Origin of the sequence: Cytobacillus kochii (assembly GCF_020171845.1) — a bacterium.
Taxonomy (GTDB): Bacteria; Bacillota; Bacilli; order Bacillales; family Cytobacillaceae; genus Cytobacillus; species Cytobacillus kochii.
Window position 1 is genome coordinate 163,457 of the sequence record NZ_JAIVAM010000011.1, and the last position, 12,514, is coordinate 175,970.

12 protein-coding genes, 1 riboswitch and 1 other annotated feature are annotated in these 12,514 nt (G+C 39.7%); of the genes, 2 read left to right on the forward strand and 10 right to left on the reverse strand.

Going from position 1 to position 12,514, the window contains the following annotated elements; all coding sequences use genetic code 11:
* Positions 1-118: 118 nt before the first annotated feature.
* Positions 119-274, reverse strand: a riboswitch (cyclic di-AMP (ydaO/yuaA leader).
* A 361-nt stretch (positions 275-635) separates the two neighbouring features.
* Entirely contained in the window at positions 636-1,091 is a 456-nt protein-coding gene (locus tag LCM23_RS18615; RefSeq protein WP_224938258.1) for an SRPBCC family protein, read from the forward strand.
* Positions 1,092-1,109: 18 nt separating this feature from the next.
* On the opposite strand, the gene LCM23_RS18620 is transcribed toward LCM23_RS18615, so the two are convergent.
* Positions 1,110-1,505, reverse strand: a complete 396-nt coding sequence (locus tag LCM23_RS18620) for a VOC family protein (protein ID WP_224938259.1) — start codon at positions 1,503-1,505, stop codon at positions 1,110-1,112.
* Positions 1,506-1,569: 64 nt separating this feature from the next.
* Entirely contained in the window at positions 1,570-2,793 is a 1,224-nt protein-coding gene (locus LCM23_RS18625) for an MFS transporter (protein ID WP_318247542.1), read from the reverse strand.
* Between the two features lie 81 nt (positions 2,794-2,874).
* On the opposite strand from LCM23_RS18625, the gene LCM23_RS18630 reads away from it, so the two are divergent.
* Positions 2,875-3,510, forward strand: a complete 636-nt coding sequence (locus LCM23_RS18630; RefSeq protein WP_224938260.1) for an alpha/beta family hydrolase — start codon at positions 2,875-2,877, stop codon at positions 3,508-3,510.
* 20 nt (positions 3,511-3,530) lie between these two features.
* On the opposite strand, the gene LCM23_RS18635 is transcribed toward LCM23_RS18630, so the two are convergent.
* The 8 genes from LCM23_RS18635 to LCM23_RS18670 all read right to left on the reverse strand — a co-directional run bounded on the left by LCM23_RS18635 (position 3,531) and on the right by LCM23_RS18670 (position 12,231).
* A complete protein-coding gene (locus LCM23_RS18635; RefSeq protein WP_224938261.1) occupies positions 3,531-3,920 on the reverse strand; it encodes a DUF2283 domain-containing protein in 390 nt (129 codons plus the stop codon).
* Positions 3,921-4,004: 84 nt separating this feature from the next.
* Entirely contained in the window at positions 4,005-6,485 is a 2,481-nt protein-coding gene (locus LCM23_RS18640; protein ID WP_224938262.1) for a peptidase G2 autoproteolytic cleavage domain-containing protein, read from the reverse strand.
* Positions 6,486-6,722: 237 nt separating this feature from the next.
* Complete coding sequence (locus LCM23_RS18645) at positions 6,723-7,184, reverse strand: VOC family protein (RefSeq protein WP_224938263.1); 462 nt, start codon at positions 7,182-7,184, stop codon at positions 6,723-6,725.
* A 395-nt stretch (positions 7,185-7,579) separates the two neighbouring features.
* Positions 7,580-7,885, reverse strand: a complete 306-nt coding sequence (locus LCM23_RS18650; RefSeq protein WP_224938264.1) for a helix-hairpin-helix domain-containing protein — start codon at positions 7,883-7,885, stop codon at positions 7,580-7,582.
* 180 nt (positions 7,886-8,065) lie between these two features.
* A complete protein-coding gene (locus tag LCM23_RS18655) occupies positions 8,066-8,314 on the reverse strand; it encodes a hypothetical protein (protein WP_224938327.1) in 249 nt (82 codons plus the stop codon).
* A 112-nt stretch (positions 8,315-8,426) separates the two neighbouring features.
* Entirely contained in the window at positions 8,427-9,290 is an 864-nt protein-coding gene (locus tag LCM23_RS18660) for an aminoglycoside 6-adenylyltransferase (RefSeq protein ID WP_224938265.1), read from the reverse strand.
* A gap of 58 nt (positions 9,291-9,348) precedes the next feature.
* Entirely contained in the window at positions 9,349-10,992 is a 1,644-nt protein-coding gene (gene metG / locus LCM23_RS18665) for a methionine--tRNA ligase (protein WP_224938266.1), read from the reverse strand.
* Between the two features lie 79 nt (positions 10,993-11,071).
* Positions 11,072-11,348: a binding site (T-box leader), on the reverse strand.
* Positions 11,349-12,009: 661 nt separating this feature from the next.
* The gene (locus LCM23_RS18670) at positions 12,010-12,231 is read right to left on the reverse strand and encodes a hypothetical protein (RefSeq protein WP_224938267.1); all 222 of its coding nucleotides are present in this window, start codon (positions 12,229-12,231) and stop codon (positions 12,010-12,012) included.
* Positions 12,232-12,514: the final 283 nt, after the last annotated feature.

The following is a 12,514-nucleotide window of genomic DNA, read 5'->3' on the forward strand; positions in this document are numbered from 1 at the left end:
ACCTTCTATAAATTTGATCTAGTGCTTAGGCAAGGGAAACAAGGTTAATTAATTTAAGGTGAAAATAAACCAAAAAAAAAAGCCTTTTCAGTCATTTTCCCGCAATCATATAAACTCCTTTTGTCTCCTTTAATGCTGACGAGGTTAGCTTTCGGGTTAGGACTAAGGGAAACAGTAAGCCCCTCTAACATACATAGATTCACCCCAAACGGACATGTCCGCTGTAAAAATTGGGTCCCCCGTTCTTAGAAAAAAGATTAAGCAATATATTACAAAATACTTTTCTATTATATTATTAATACATTGAAATTGTAAATAGCAAGAATTACCGAGGATATTTAAAGCTGTGCGTTCACTATAGCGCACCTATCTAGTAAAACCTTTATAATTCTCTCAAATACTTATCATTTCTCCTGTTTACTACAATAACCTTCAGTTTAATTCTTCCGATTATTCCTCTTTTTTTAAATAAAAATTAAAGAAAAATATACACAAATTTTACAAAACTAATTTTTCTGAAATATTAATTATTTAGACTATCTAAATAATTAATCAACTGTTACCGCAATGATCTTGTTTATGGTGGTTGATTTCATCGAATGCTTTTGTTATCACTAAAATAAGGGGGGGTACACATGCCTGTCATTAAACATCGTTTGTTGATTCATGCCGATATTCACTTATGTTTTGATTTAGCAAGAAATGTGGAAGTACATACGGAGACAACAAAGCAATCACAGGAGCGAGCTGTTGCCGGAGTGACTTCAGGTTTACTCAGGAGTGGGGACACAGTAACCTGGGAAGCTATACATTTTGGTGTAAAGCAAAGACTAACAGCAAAAGTAACGGAGATGGAACGCCCCTACCAATTTACAGATGTATTGGTAAAGGGTGCTTTTCAATCATTTATTCATGTTCATGAGTTCCGTGAGCATGAGGAAGGAACTGAAATGATAGATTCATTTTCTTATATCTCACCATTAGGATTGATTGGGAAGATAGCAGACTTCCTCTTTTTAAAAGCTTATATGCAACGATTCATAACCAAAAGAGCGTTAGCATTAAAAAAGATGGCAGAAGGGAATACATAACCCTCGCCATCTTTTTAATTAAGGTAGATTGATTTGCCAAGATACACCGAAGCGATCATTAATCCAAGCAAATTGTTGACTAAAACCATAATCACCTAAAGGCATTAATTCCGTACCACCGTCTACTAGCTTTTCGTAGACAACACGAAGTTCTTCCGCAGTATCACAATTCAAATAAAAGGAAAAGCTCGGGGTGAAATTGAACTGATGGGCGATATTACTATCAATGCACATCACTTCTTGGTCCTTTAGCTTGAATATGGCATGCATTACTGTCCCTTCATCACCCGCTTCATTTTCACCATAGCGGGCAATATTTATAATGCTTGAGTCTTCAATAATCGACGTATAATAATTCATCGCTTGCTCTGCTTGACCATCTTGAAACATAAGAAATGGCATGACACTTTTCATCTCTAATCTCCTTTATCTCTCATTTCCATTCATCATACTTCAATAAGAAGCTAGGAGCAAATCATTAGCTAGAGACAGCCTTATCTTCAAAATAACTTGCTTTTGATGGGCGATAGATAGTTGCGACTAACGCAATAGAAACAATTCCACTAATCACTGCAAAAGCAACACTTACTTCTTGTAAGGTAAACCACTCAGCTAGGAGACCCAGTAGTAATGTCAAACCAATTTGGACGATTCCTTGCAATAGATCAGCCACACTTGCAAACCTTCCCATAATGTCAACAGGTACTTGTTTTTGGAAAAAAGTGACGTAACCTGCATTTGCAAACGTAAAGAAGAACCCTAATATGACAAAGGCTATGGTTGCAGTTAAATAATGTGAAGATGCATAGAAGACTATGTAACCGATTGATGTCAATAACATCCCCGCACCAATATATAGTTTTAATGATAATTTTTTCGCTAATAAACTCGAACATAAACCGCCAAATATAGCACCGATACCTGTCATGGCCACAATATAGCCATACGCTTCATTAGATAGGCCAAGATCTCTCGTTAAAAAGGTAACTTCTTGAGAATCCAGGGCGACACATATGAGCATCGTCGTTTGGAACAACAAATAGACAGATATAAAATATTTGGCTCCTTTTGAGAACCGGATAATTGTTCGCCAATCTTCTACTAATGTTTTTAAACGAATTCGCTCTCTAACATGATTATTCTGCTCATCCACATTCGGAAGTAAGAAAATAAAGAAAGCACAAATAATAAAAGTAGCCGCATTAATATAGAAGCAGACCGCCAAACTAACTGTCGTCATTAATACACCTGCAATAGCTGGACCAATCATAATTGCCCCATTACCTGCCATTCCGATAAGAGCATTAACTCGCTTACGTTCTGACTCTGGAATTAATTTGGTTATGTATACCTGTGAGCTTGGTCCAAAAAAACTACCAGCCAAATTAATAAGTAACAATAAAAAGTAAATCAACCACAATGAATGTAAAAATGGTAAACAGACAACTAAAAGACCACGTACAATATCAATAAAAATCATTAACCTTCTCTTATTTACTCTATCAATTACGCTACCTGACCAAAGGTTGGTCATAAGCATTGCTAGAGGTCTAATAATATAAAGACCCGCAACTGCAGCTGCAGAACCGGTTAAGTCAATAATATATACATTCAACGCAATCAAATAAATCCAATTTCCTAAATAAGAAACGCCTATACCCAATATAAGCAGCGCAGGATTTCTCCAACCGATAGGTATCACCCCTTAAAAAAATACAAGATTCAGAAAATACAGTACAGGAAATATGTTACACTACTTATAAAAAATAACAAGGGGAAATCGATGGAAATTCAAGAAAGAAACTTACAAAAAGAGGAAAAAGTAGTTAGATATACTCATATAAATTCAGGTGCTCCGTCCGTATGTATTATGTTTTCAGGAGCAGGATACAACTATAATCATCCATTGTTTTACTACGCTACGATGATGATTGAACAGGGCATTGATGTTGTTCATATCCATTATCAATATGAAGCAAATTTATTAAAAACACATAGTGTAGAAGACATTTCATCCTTAATGATGGCAGATATTCACCTAGTTATTACGGATCTATCTCAAAAACATATCTATCAAAAAACCATCCTGTTGGGCAAATCTCTTGGTACGATACCGATCAGTTTACACCTTGCGAAAGAAGAATTTTTCCGTGAGGCACAGATCATTCTTTTAACACCGTTATTAAAATTCCCATCAATCGCTAAGGCAACAGTACTTATAAAGCAAGAGGTGTTACTCGTCATTGGTAATCAAGATCCATATTTCCATCATGAAACAATCGAAGAAATGAAGGAATGTTCTATTCAAATAAAAATAATCGATGGCGCAAATCACTCACTCGACATCAACTATCATACGGAACAATCCCTTCAAGCGTTAAAAACAGTAATGGCTGAATTGAAGAGATTTATTTCTTGATAAGGCTAAAAAACTAAAAATTATTTTACTATGCTTTTTAAAGTCTGTTTCTTATATTTATGAAAATCAATAATGTCGAAGCCGATAAAATATTTACACTTCTCATCAGCAAAATAAAATTGGATGCCTTTCAGTAGATAATGTTTCTTAACAGCTTGTCCAGATAGCCGGAAGGATAGGGTTTCTCCATTTTCGTGATATATTTTTTCTGACCCTGCTATCGGGGATAATCTTTGCGCAATCTCTCCAAAACATTCTATACCAACGATTCGATCATGCTCATCAATATCGACTAGTAATGGAGAATCACCCACATCTTCTGTTGCTTGAATAGTATACGTTTCTGAATCAGGCAGTAAATAGATATAGCCAGCTTTCGCCTCTGTATCAAATGTAATTCTAGATTCCAATCCTTATCCCCCTCAGATTTTTAGTTTGATGAATATTATGTAAACATAGGATTCCTTTGTATAGAAACCCTACATTCTTAGAATTTAATTATAGTTATTATTGATTGTATTTGCCAATTGGGAAAGCATTTGTTTCATTTCTTGTTGTTCTAGTTGATATCGGTTAGAAAGCTCGATTATTTCACTTTCATTGCCTTTTATCATAATAATGACTTGATTAGCAGCCGTTCTTTTTATCACGCGATACCCTTGCTGTGAAGTAGTTGCTATTCCTTCATCATTTGGTAAACAATAGCCATTCACTTGACAACTACCATCATCTCTTACTCTTAATTGCCCCAATAACCCTACTGCAGACCACTCTTGTCTATCTTGCCTTGAAACATAAGATTGCAATGGATCCCATTTCGTACTAATGATCGGTTTGGTTTCTGTAACCGATGAGCGAGGTTCTCCATTTTTTGAAGCTGGCAAAGGTACTTCAATATGGGTGTACATTCTACGTCCCCATTCATCTAATTCATATTTCCCCTGCCAATTCAAGCTTGCACTATTACCTAATAAACTTGGAGTAGCACTTGTTACACCAAGAATATAACTATCAGATGCAGTTGCCTTTCGCATCTTATCTCCTTCTAATGTAACAAAGTATCCTGGATCAATTGCCGAGCCATCTATACTTTCAAACATCTCTGCTATATCTGCCCCACCAGTATTGTATGTCGCTCCATCAATATACATTTCACCATTACTAGCTAACCATTTAGCACCGAGGCTTCTTGTGTCTACAGCTGTACCGTTGCCAATAAACCAGGAGTAAGGTTCTTCAGCATCACCGTATCTACCCATAATATGCGCGCCCGCTTGATCATTTGTACTTGTACCAAGTCCCTCCGCATGAGAGTAATCACCTGAAGCGATCGTACCTGTGCCTTCCGCATGACTTGCTAATCCACTCGCCACATTGTTAAAACCTTCAACATGGGAACTATTACCACTTGCAGTGTTAGGCGCTGGTAAGTTTGCTCCATCTGATCCCCCTTCTGCGTGTGCTGAGAAACCACTTGCCGTATTTTCAGTTCCTTCCGCATGGGACGCATTTCCACTGGCGGTTGTTCCTAACCCTTCGGCATGGGCATAAGGTGCGTCAGATGCTGTACTAGATAAGTAGCCCTCGGCATGGGATGCAGTGCCCGCTGCCACTGTCCTAAAGCCCTGTGCATGTGCAAAACTGCCTGAGGCAATTGTTTGTGCCCCTTCCGCATGCGAATTGTAACCAGATGCTGCTGACCCATCACCCTCCGCATGGGACCAAGTACCAGAAGCAACTGTTGAAGTACCTTCCGCATGAGCCGCATCTCCACTTGCAACGGTTAAATATCCTTCCGCATGAGTATACACACCTTGTGCCTGTGTACTCCCTCCTTCAGCATGAGAGTAGGCTCCAATTGCTTGAGTATTGTACCCTTCGGCATGAGTGCCAAAGTTACTTGCTACACTTAGAAAACCCTCGGCATGTGCCCCAGAATTGGATGCAGTTGTTTGAATGCCCTCTGCATGTGCACCATAAGCTGTTGCATTTGTTGAACCACCTTCGGCATGGGAGGCGGTAGCAGTAGCAGTAGTAGATAAACCCTCGGCATGCGCAGCACTACCAGAAGCTAACGTACCATCCCCTTCCGCATGAGAGGCATCCCCACTCGCGGTTGTACTTAATCCCTCGGCATGTGCAGCATCTCCACTTGCTGTAGATTCTGAACCTTCTGCATGCGAAACATCTCCGCTTGCATTTGTTTCTGAACCTTCTGCATGAGAGGTTTCCCCACTAGCCGTTGTGGCATAACCTTCTGAATGACTATTATCTCCAATCGCCGATGTATTTGTTCCTTCCGCATGTGCCTCATTTCCAACTGCTGAAGTATTAATTCCCTCGGCATGAGAGGCATATCCACTTGCTTGAGTCCCATGTCCCTCAGCGTGTGATACACCACCGATTGCCAAACTTTCAAATCCCTCCGCATGGGATGCTGTCCCTAATGCATTCGTCGAATTCCCCTCCGCATGAGACCCATCGCCGTTTGCAGTTGTACTAAAACCTTCTGCATGCGCAGCGACTCCACCTGCATTCGATTGAGCCCCTTCTGCATGTGAACCAATTCCATCTGTTGTTGTTCCATAACCTTCTGCATGTGAACTATCAGCAATCGCCATATTCCCAAAGCCTTCCACATGGGATGCTGTGCCTAAAGCTTCCGTCGAATTCCCCTCCGCATGGGAGGCTTGCCCACTCGCTAGTGTATTAAACCCTTCACTATGTGCGGCGACCTCCGTCGCATTAGTACTTGAGCCTTCCACGTGAGAAGCTGCACCTGTTGCTGTTGATGCATAACCCTCGGCATGTGATGTCTCACCAGTCGCTATACTATTATAGCCCTCCGCATGAGACGCTGTGCCAACAGCTTCTGTTGTACTACCTTCCGCATGCGAAGCCACACCACTTGCAGTAGTATTATAGCCACCTGCATCGGAACATGTCCCTAAAGCATTTCTATTACAATCAGCCAAATGTAGCACTCCTTTCCACAAAAAAATTTAAATCTTTATCCTGATAGTTTATTAAAAGGAGATCATTTTCGTGTGGACAAGTTGCCTAATCTTATCACTTCATCTCTTTGACATTTAATAAAGGTATAACCGTCTTACCGCTCGCCTCTTACAAGGCAAAAAAAAAAAACGAAAAAATGATCAATGAAACAACATTTTTTCGTTTACTCCATTACTTTTATTTTAGAAATCTTGTAGCTAAAGTCCCTTCAAAGATTTTTCCCATTCAGTGATAGACCACTTTTTGCAAACTTTCTGCAACTCCTCTGGTGTATCCACCGTACACATCAACTCTAAACTATTGCCGTCTGGGTCTTTAAAATAAACTGAAGCATTACTTTGATGTGATCGAATAAATGGAGCCACCGACTTTCTGCTGCCAAATGGCACTGCTTCAATTCCCTTTGTTTCTAACCAGTTTAATGACCGCTTTAAATTTTCATAGGAAACGCGAAAGGCAACATGTCTAACAGAAGGATGATAAGGCAACTTGTACTCTTCTCCTTGCCATAGACCTAACCAACTTTTATCCTTTTCAATCCAGAGAAATACTGTCTCTTCATCCCTTAATGCCACCTGTAACCCTAGATTCGTATAAAATTCAATCGCGTCATCTAAATTTTTGACTGGTAAATGAGCTTCATATAAGCCTTCTATCATTGCATCATCAGTCCTCCTTTATCTAATTATATTTTTATACAAAAGAGAACTCATCACGACCGATAAAAGCTGTATCTTCCTTACGACTTTTGATGGAGAGCGGACTTTGCAATAGGTTACTTTCTTGAACAAGTTCTATTATTTCGGATACATTATGATAAAAATAGGAGAGATCGTCCACTATTTCCACTGGGCACCCTTGAAAATTCTGGCTTCCTCAATTAACAAACCGGCATCTAAATCACCTTTCTCAGGTTGGTTTAAGATGATCGTATCCACCTATCCTCCCGCTAACATCACCCACCGAAATCGATGGTGCTTTTAATCTCATTAATCGCTTATAATGATTGAACCTGCTTGACTTGTTGCCTTCAAGGCTACTTCATGAACCCCTCCTAGTCCCTCCACGATTTCTCTGGGCGATCTGATGGAAAGCCATTTGTTATGCGGTACGCCTTCCTCTCATCCGTGAAGTCAAACCATTTTTTAGGTATTTTCTTATTGTTAGCAAAATGAATGACACAGCGAATTTGATCTTCCACACAGCCATCCGTTCTCACACCCATTTCCTTTTCCAGCAGATCAAATAGTTGTCCCGGGTTTTCATTCTTTATATCTTCTAAACGATAGATTTGCAGATATCGAACAAGTTTATCCGCTAATTCAAAACCAATTGAGGGCACAATTGGAAGTCTGCCCATCCCTTAATCTTCCGTGCCCTTTCATCTGATATATTTAAATGCTGACTAATTTCTTTTATCCCAAGTATATGTATTTGGCAGATCTTCAATCTTGCCTCTCGTATTCTAGACCTTTCATCTGCTGTTAAAGGTCATTTAGGTTGATAAGATGGCATCAGCTTCCTCCTTACTGGCTTACATTTATAGTGTTAGTGGTTTATAACCTTTTCTTTTTTTATAATGTTCAAGTGTACCCATCTCTAAGTTAGCTACCATTTCCATTCTCTCTAAATCTCTTCTTGTCACAACAGGATCCTCCGCATTCCAGCGCACAGTGCGAATGAAATAATACGTTTTAATTGGGTGAAAGACTACTTTTGAATGGGGAAAAGCATCGAAAGTAAATTCAATCGCTCCCCGTTTTTTATAAGAATAGGAAAGAATATTCATTGTGTTAATCCATCCCTTTGCTTTTAAGTCGTACAATTCTTTACCCTTATACGAAAGGTCTTCAATCCCTTTTTCCGCTTTTTCCTCTCATTCTTTAAGTAGCCTATCTCCTTCACGCTTTCGGTAATTGCCTAACCCCCTCCAAATACGCCAACATACGGCGATCATCATTGATAGGATAAGAGAATCGAAGGTGATTAGCCACTTCTTGAGCTAACGCACGAAACAATTCGCATGTGGTCATAACTGCTTCCCACATATTTTCCTCATCTCCATCACTATAAGTTTTTCTGTACATCTCCCAATAGGAAGGAGGGAGATAACACTTATAATATTTTCCTAACTTACCAGTAGAAATACGAAAATCATATTGAATACCGATCCACCAATCGACCATTTTGTTTAATGCGTCTCTTATGTCAGAGTTAAACATTGCTTGAGCATATGGCCATTCATCTCGCCAAATACCTTTCGCCACATTTTGTAGACACCACCAGAAGTTATTTGTATAAGCATCATATTCACCTTCACTCGGTGTTTGCACGTGGTAATCGACATCTGTCGGAGGAGGAATAATGGGCAAGTACTCACCTTTATCTAATAAAGGAACAGTCAGTTGATCTTCCCCATATTCTTTTCGCATTACTTCCTTCGTTTGAAAGCGAAGATCGATGCGATTGCCGTCTGTAAATAGCATCAGAAAACCATAACTCTTGAAGTCTTGCACTATTTCTTTACCAAAATCATTTTTATCTGGTTCTTGCTTCATAATCAACTCGCCGAATGATGCGATCCAATTTTGATTTTTAATAAAAGGCTCGGTATCTTCAACGACATAAACAATATCATAATCTTGAAACTGGTCTCTTGGGACATTTATATTTGTTCTGGAACCGTTCATATAGACAGCAAAAATCCTCTCTTCGTTTTTTGCAAAGTCTATAATCGTCGCCATCATTTCTGGTTCAGACCTCATCACTTCACCACCCAAGTATTGGTTCTTTGTTTGCTAAGTAAAGTCCTGCTTCCGGCGATTATTCGGTAAGTGATTGTGCTTGTAATCTCGTTAATTCTTTTTCAATGTTCTCTACATCAATGCGCGCAAACAATGGTTCAACTGGTGCAGTGAGTGTCACACCATTCAAAACAACCTCTTGCCATCTCCGCTCTTGGACATTGAGTAATTCAAATACCTTTTCACTTGAAAACGGTAAAAAAGGAGAAAGTAATTGCGCGAGGTTGGCAAGAAGATAAACACAATTAGCTAACGTTTTTTCACAAGTCCCTTGATCCTCATGCCATTGTTGCCATGGCTTTTGCTCATCAAAATATTTATTAGATTTTCGCACATAGGCGAATATATTTTCTAGGGCTTGCTTCATGCTTCCTTGTTCGATGAGGTTTCCAACTTCTTGATATAAGCAGTTTATTTCTCCTTTTATCTTCTCATCAATATCCGACGTTGTAATGACACCGGCAAATGATTTTTCAATAAATTTCAACGTATGATTCACAAAATTCCCATATGCACCGAGCAATTCGCTATTATGGCTATAGATAAACTCTTTCCAAGAAAAATCGGCATCGCGATTTTCCGGTGCATTAATCGTAAGAAAGTAGCGAATCGAATCTGGTTCATATCTTTCTAAGAAATCAGGCACCCAAACAGCCCAATTTTTACTCGTCGATAACTTCTTTTTTTCTAAAGTAACATATTCGTTGGAAATCACCCTTGTCGGCAATGCCGCAATTCCTATTCCTTGTAAAATGGCGGGCCAAATGACCGTGTGGAACGGGATATTATCTTTTCCGTGCACATAATACGAGGTTGTTTCACCTGACCAAAAATCATGATCATCCTGATTGTTTTCTTCGGCCCACTTTTTACTTGCCGAATAATAGCCTGAAACCGCCTCAATCCATACATACACCTTTTTATCTTCATAACCAGAAACAGGGACACTGACACCGATTGGTAAATCTCGAGAAATGGCTCTGTCGTGCAAGCCTTCACCTAAATACCTCTTCGTTAAATGCAATGCATTCTCTCTCCATAAATGTTGCACTTCAGCCCGTTGTGTATATTTCTCCAAATCAGCTTGTAGGTCACTTAGTGCAAAATAAAAATGTTCTGTCTCCCTTGTCGTCGGTGTGTGACCACAAATTTTACAGCTGCGTTCATGAAGTTCAAGGGGTTCTAAGATGGTTGCACAATGATCACATTGATCACCTCTGGCAGGTTCATTGCAAACTGGACATAATCCTTCCACATAGCGGTCTGGCAAGAACTGCTGACAATGCTCACAATAGGTTTGCTCTACCTTTCGCTTGTAGATCAAGCCTTTTTCTAAAAGCGCTAAAAATATTTCTTGTACTACATGATGGTGATGAGCTGTATCTGTTCTTGTATAAATATCATAAGAAAAACCTAATTGTGTAAAGCAATCAACAAACTCCCGGTGATAGTGATCTGCTATCGCCTGCGGCTCTACCCCCGCCTGTCTTGCTTTCACAGTAATCGGTGTACCATTACAATCACTGCCTGAAGCATATAGCACTTTTTCTCCTTTTAAACGATAATATCTTGCCAAAATGTCTCCAGGTAGCAAACTTGAAACGTGACCGAGATGCAAAGATCCATTTGCATAAGCCCACGCCCCACCAATAAAAATACTCATCTTCTATTCCCCCTAAATTTTAGCCTGATTGATTGAGACACGACTGCAAACAAAAAACCTCGCCCCATAGCTATTGCTAGCTAAGGGCGAGGTTTACACCACGCGTTACCACCTTATTTTACAAATAGGTTACCCTACTTGCCTCATCAAGTACGCCAGTCCCAATCGGCCTTTATACTGTGACATTGATAACGAGTGCCAAAACTCGGCGTAGCCTACTTATACTAATAAACAAGTATGTTCAGTACACAGCTCAGAGACCATTTTTCGAATGATTGCTTTTTGCTTCTTCTCAGCTACCGAAGCTCTCTGCTTAAAAAACGACACATTCTACTTTTTCTCTTCATTGCTTTTGAAGTAAAAATATATAAGGGTAATTTTAATCAACTGGGTTTTGAAAGTCAATGGGAGAAGTGAAAGGCAAATGTGTTTTGCTCGGCCTTCGTGACGGAATTTCTGACTGAATGACTTGCTAATGCTATTTGTTCAGCTTTCGTGGGGAATTTTCTAGTTGAATGACTCGCTAATGCTATTTACTCGGCTTTCGTGACGGATTTTCTGACTGAATGACTTGCTAATGCTTTTTGCTCCGCTTTCGTGGCGGATTTTCTAGTTGAATGACTCGCTAATGCTTTTTGCTCCGCTTTCGTGGCGGATTTTCTAGTTGAATGACTCGCTAATGCTTTTTGCTCGGCTTTCGTGGCGGATTTTCTGACTGAATGACTTGCTAATGCTTTTTGCTCCGCTTTCGCGGCAGATTTTCTAGTTGAATGACTAGCTAATGCTTTTTGCTCGGCTTTCGTGGCGGATTTTCTAGTTGAATGACTCGCTAATGCTTTTTGCTCGGCTTTCGTGGCGGATTTTCTAGTTGAATGACTCGCTAATGCTATTTACTCGGCTTTCGTGACGGATTTTCTGACTGAATGACTTGCTAATGCTTTTTGCTCGGCTCTCGTGGGGGATTTTCTAGTTGAATGACTTGCTAATGCTTTTTGCTCGGCTCTCGTGGGGGATTTTCTAGTTGAATGACTTGCTAATGCTTTTTGCTCGGCCTTCGTGACGGATTTTCTGACTGAATGACTTGCTAATGCTTTTTGCTCGGTTTTCGTGACGGGTTTTCTGACTGACTGACTCGCTAATGCTATTTACTCGGCTTTCATGACGGGTTTTCTGACTGACTGACTCGCTAATGCTTCCTTGTTTTACTTTTACAATTGCTGGTTGTGTATTTCGGCCCAATCACGGGTCTTTATCTATTTCTCGGTGGCACGGAAAAACAATATTTGCCGACGATTTATCTCTTGATTACCAATGAAAGGCCTGGGCTCATTGGGCAGGCACGCGGCTTCATCTACCACTCACCATGGATTATTCTTTTCCCTCTCATAGCTTACTTATTACTACTATTGGCCTTTTATCTCGTCTCGTCAGGTTAAATAACCAGGCAAATAAAAATTGGCGGAGGATGACTCATTTATGATTTTCGGGTATATAGAAGGGTAAAGAAATAGGAGGGGAATCA

Bases quoted from the DNA above. Each gene is read 5' to 3' on its own strand.
- LCM23_RS18615 (WP_224938258.1), top strand. From the start codon at position 636: ATGCCTGTCATTAAACATCGTTTGTTGATTCATGCCGATATTCACTTA.
- LCM23_RS18650 (WP_224938264.1), bottom strand. From the start codon at position 7,885: ATGGGCAGACTTCCAATTGTGCCCTCAATTGGTTTTGAATTAGCGGAT.
- LCM23_RS18620 (WP_224938259.1), bottom strand. From the start codon at position 1,505: ATGAAAAGTGTCATGCCATTTCTTATGTTTCAAGATGGTCAAGCAGAG.
- LCM23_RS18645 (WP_224938263.1), bottom strand. From the start codon at position 7,184: ATGATAGAAGGCTTATATGAAGCTCATTTACCAGTCAAAAATTTAGAT.
- LCM23_RS18655 (WP_224938327.1), bottom strand. From the start codon at position 8,314: ATGAATATTCTTTCCTATTCTTATAAAAAACGGGGAGCGATTGAATTT.
- LCM23_RS18630 (WP_224938260.1), top strand. From the start codon at position 2,875: ATGGAAATTCAAGAAAGAAACTTACAAAAAGAGGAAAAAGTAGTTAGA.
- metG (WP_224938266.1), bottom strand. From the start codon at position 10,992: ATGAGTATTTTTATTGGTGGGGCGTGGGCTTATGCAAATGGATCTTTG.
- LCM23_RS18660 (WP_224938265.1), bottom strand. From the start codon at position 9,290: ATGAGGTCTGAACCAGAAATGATGGCGACGATTATAGACTTTGCAAAA.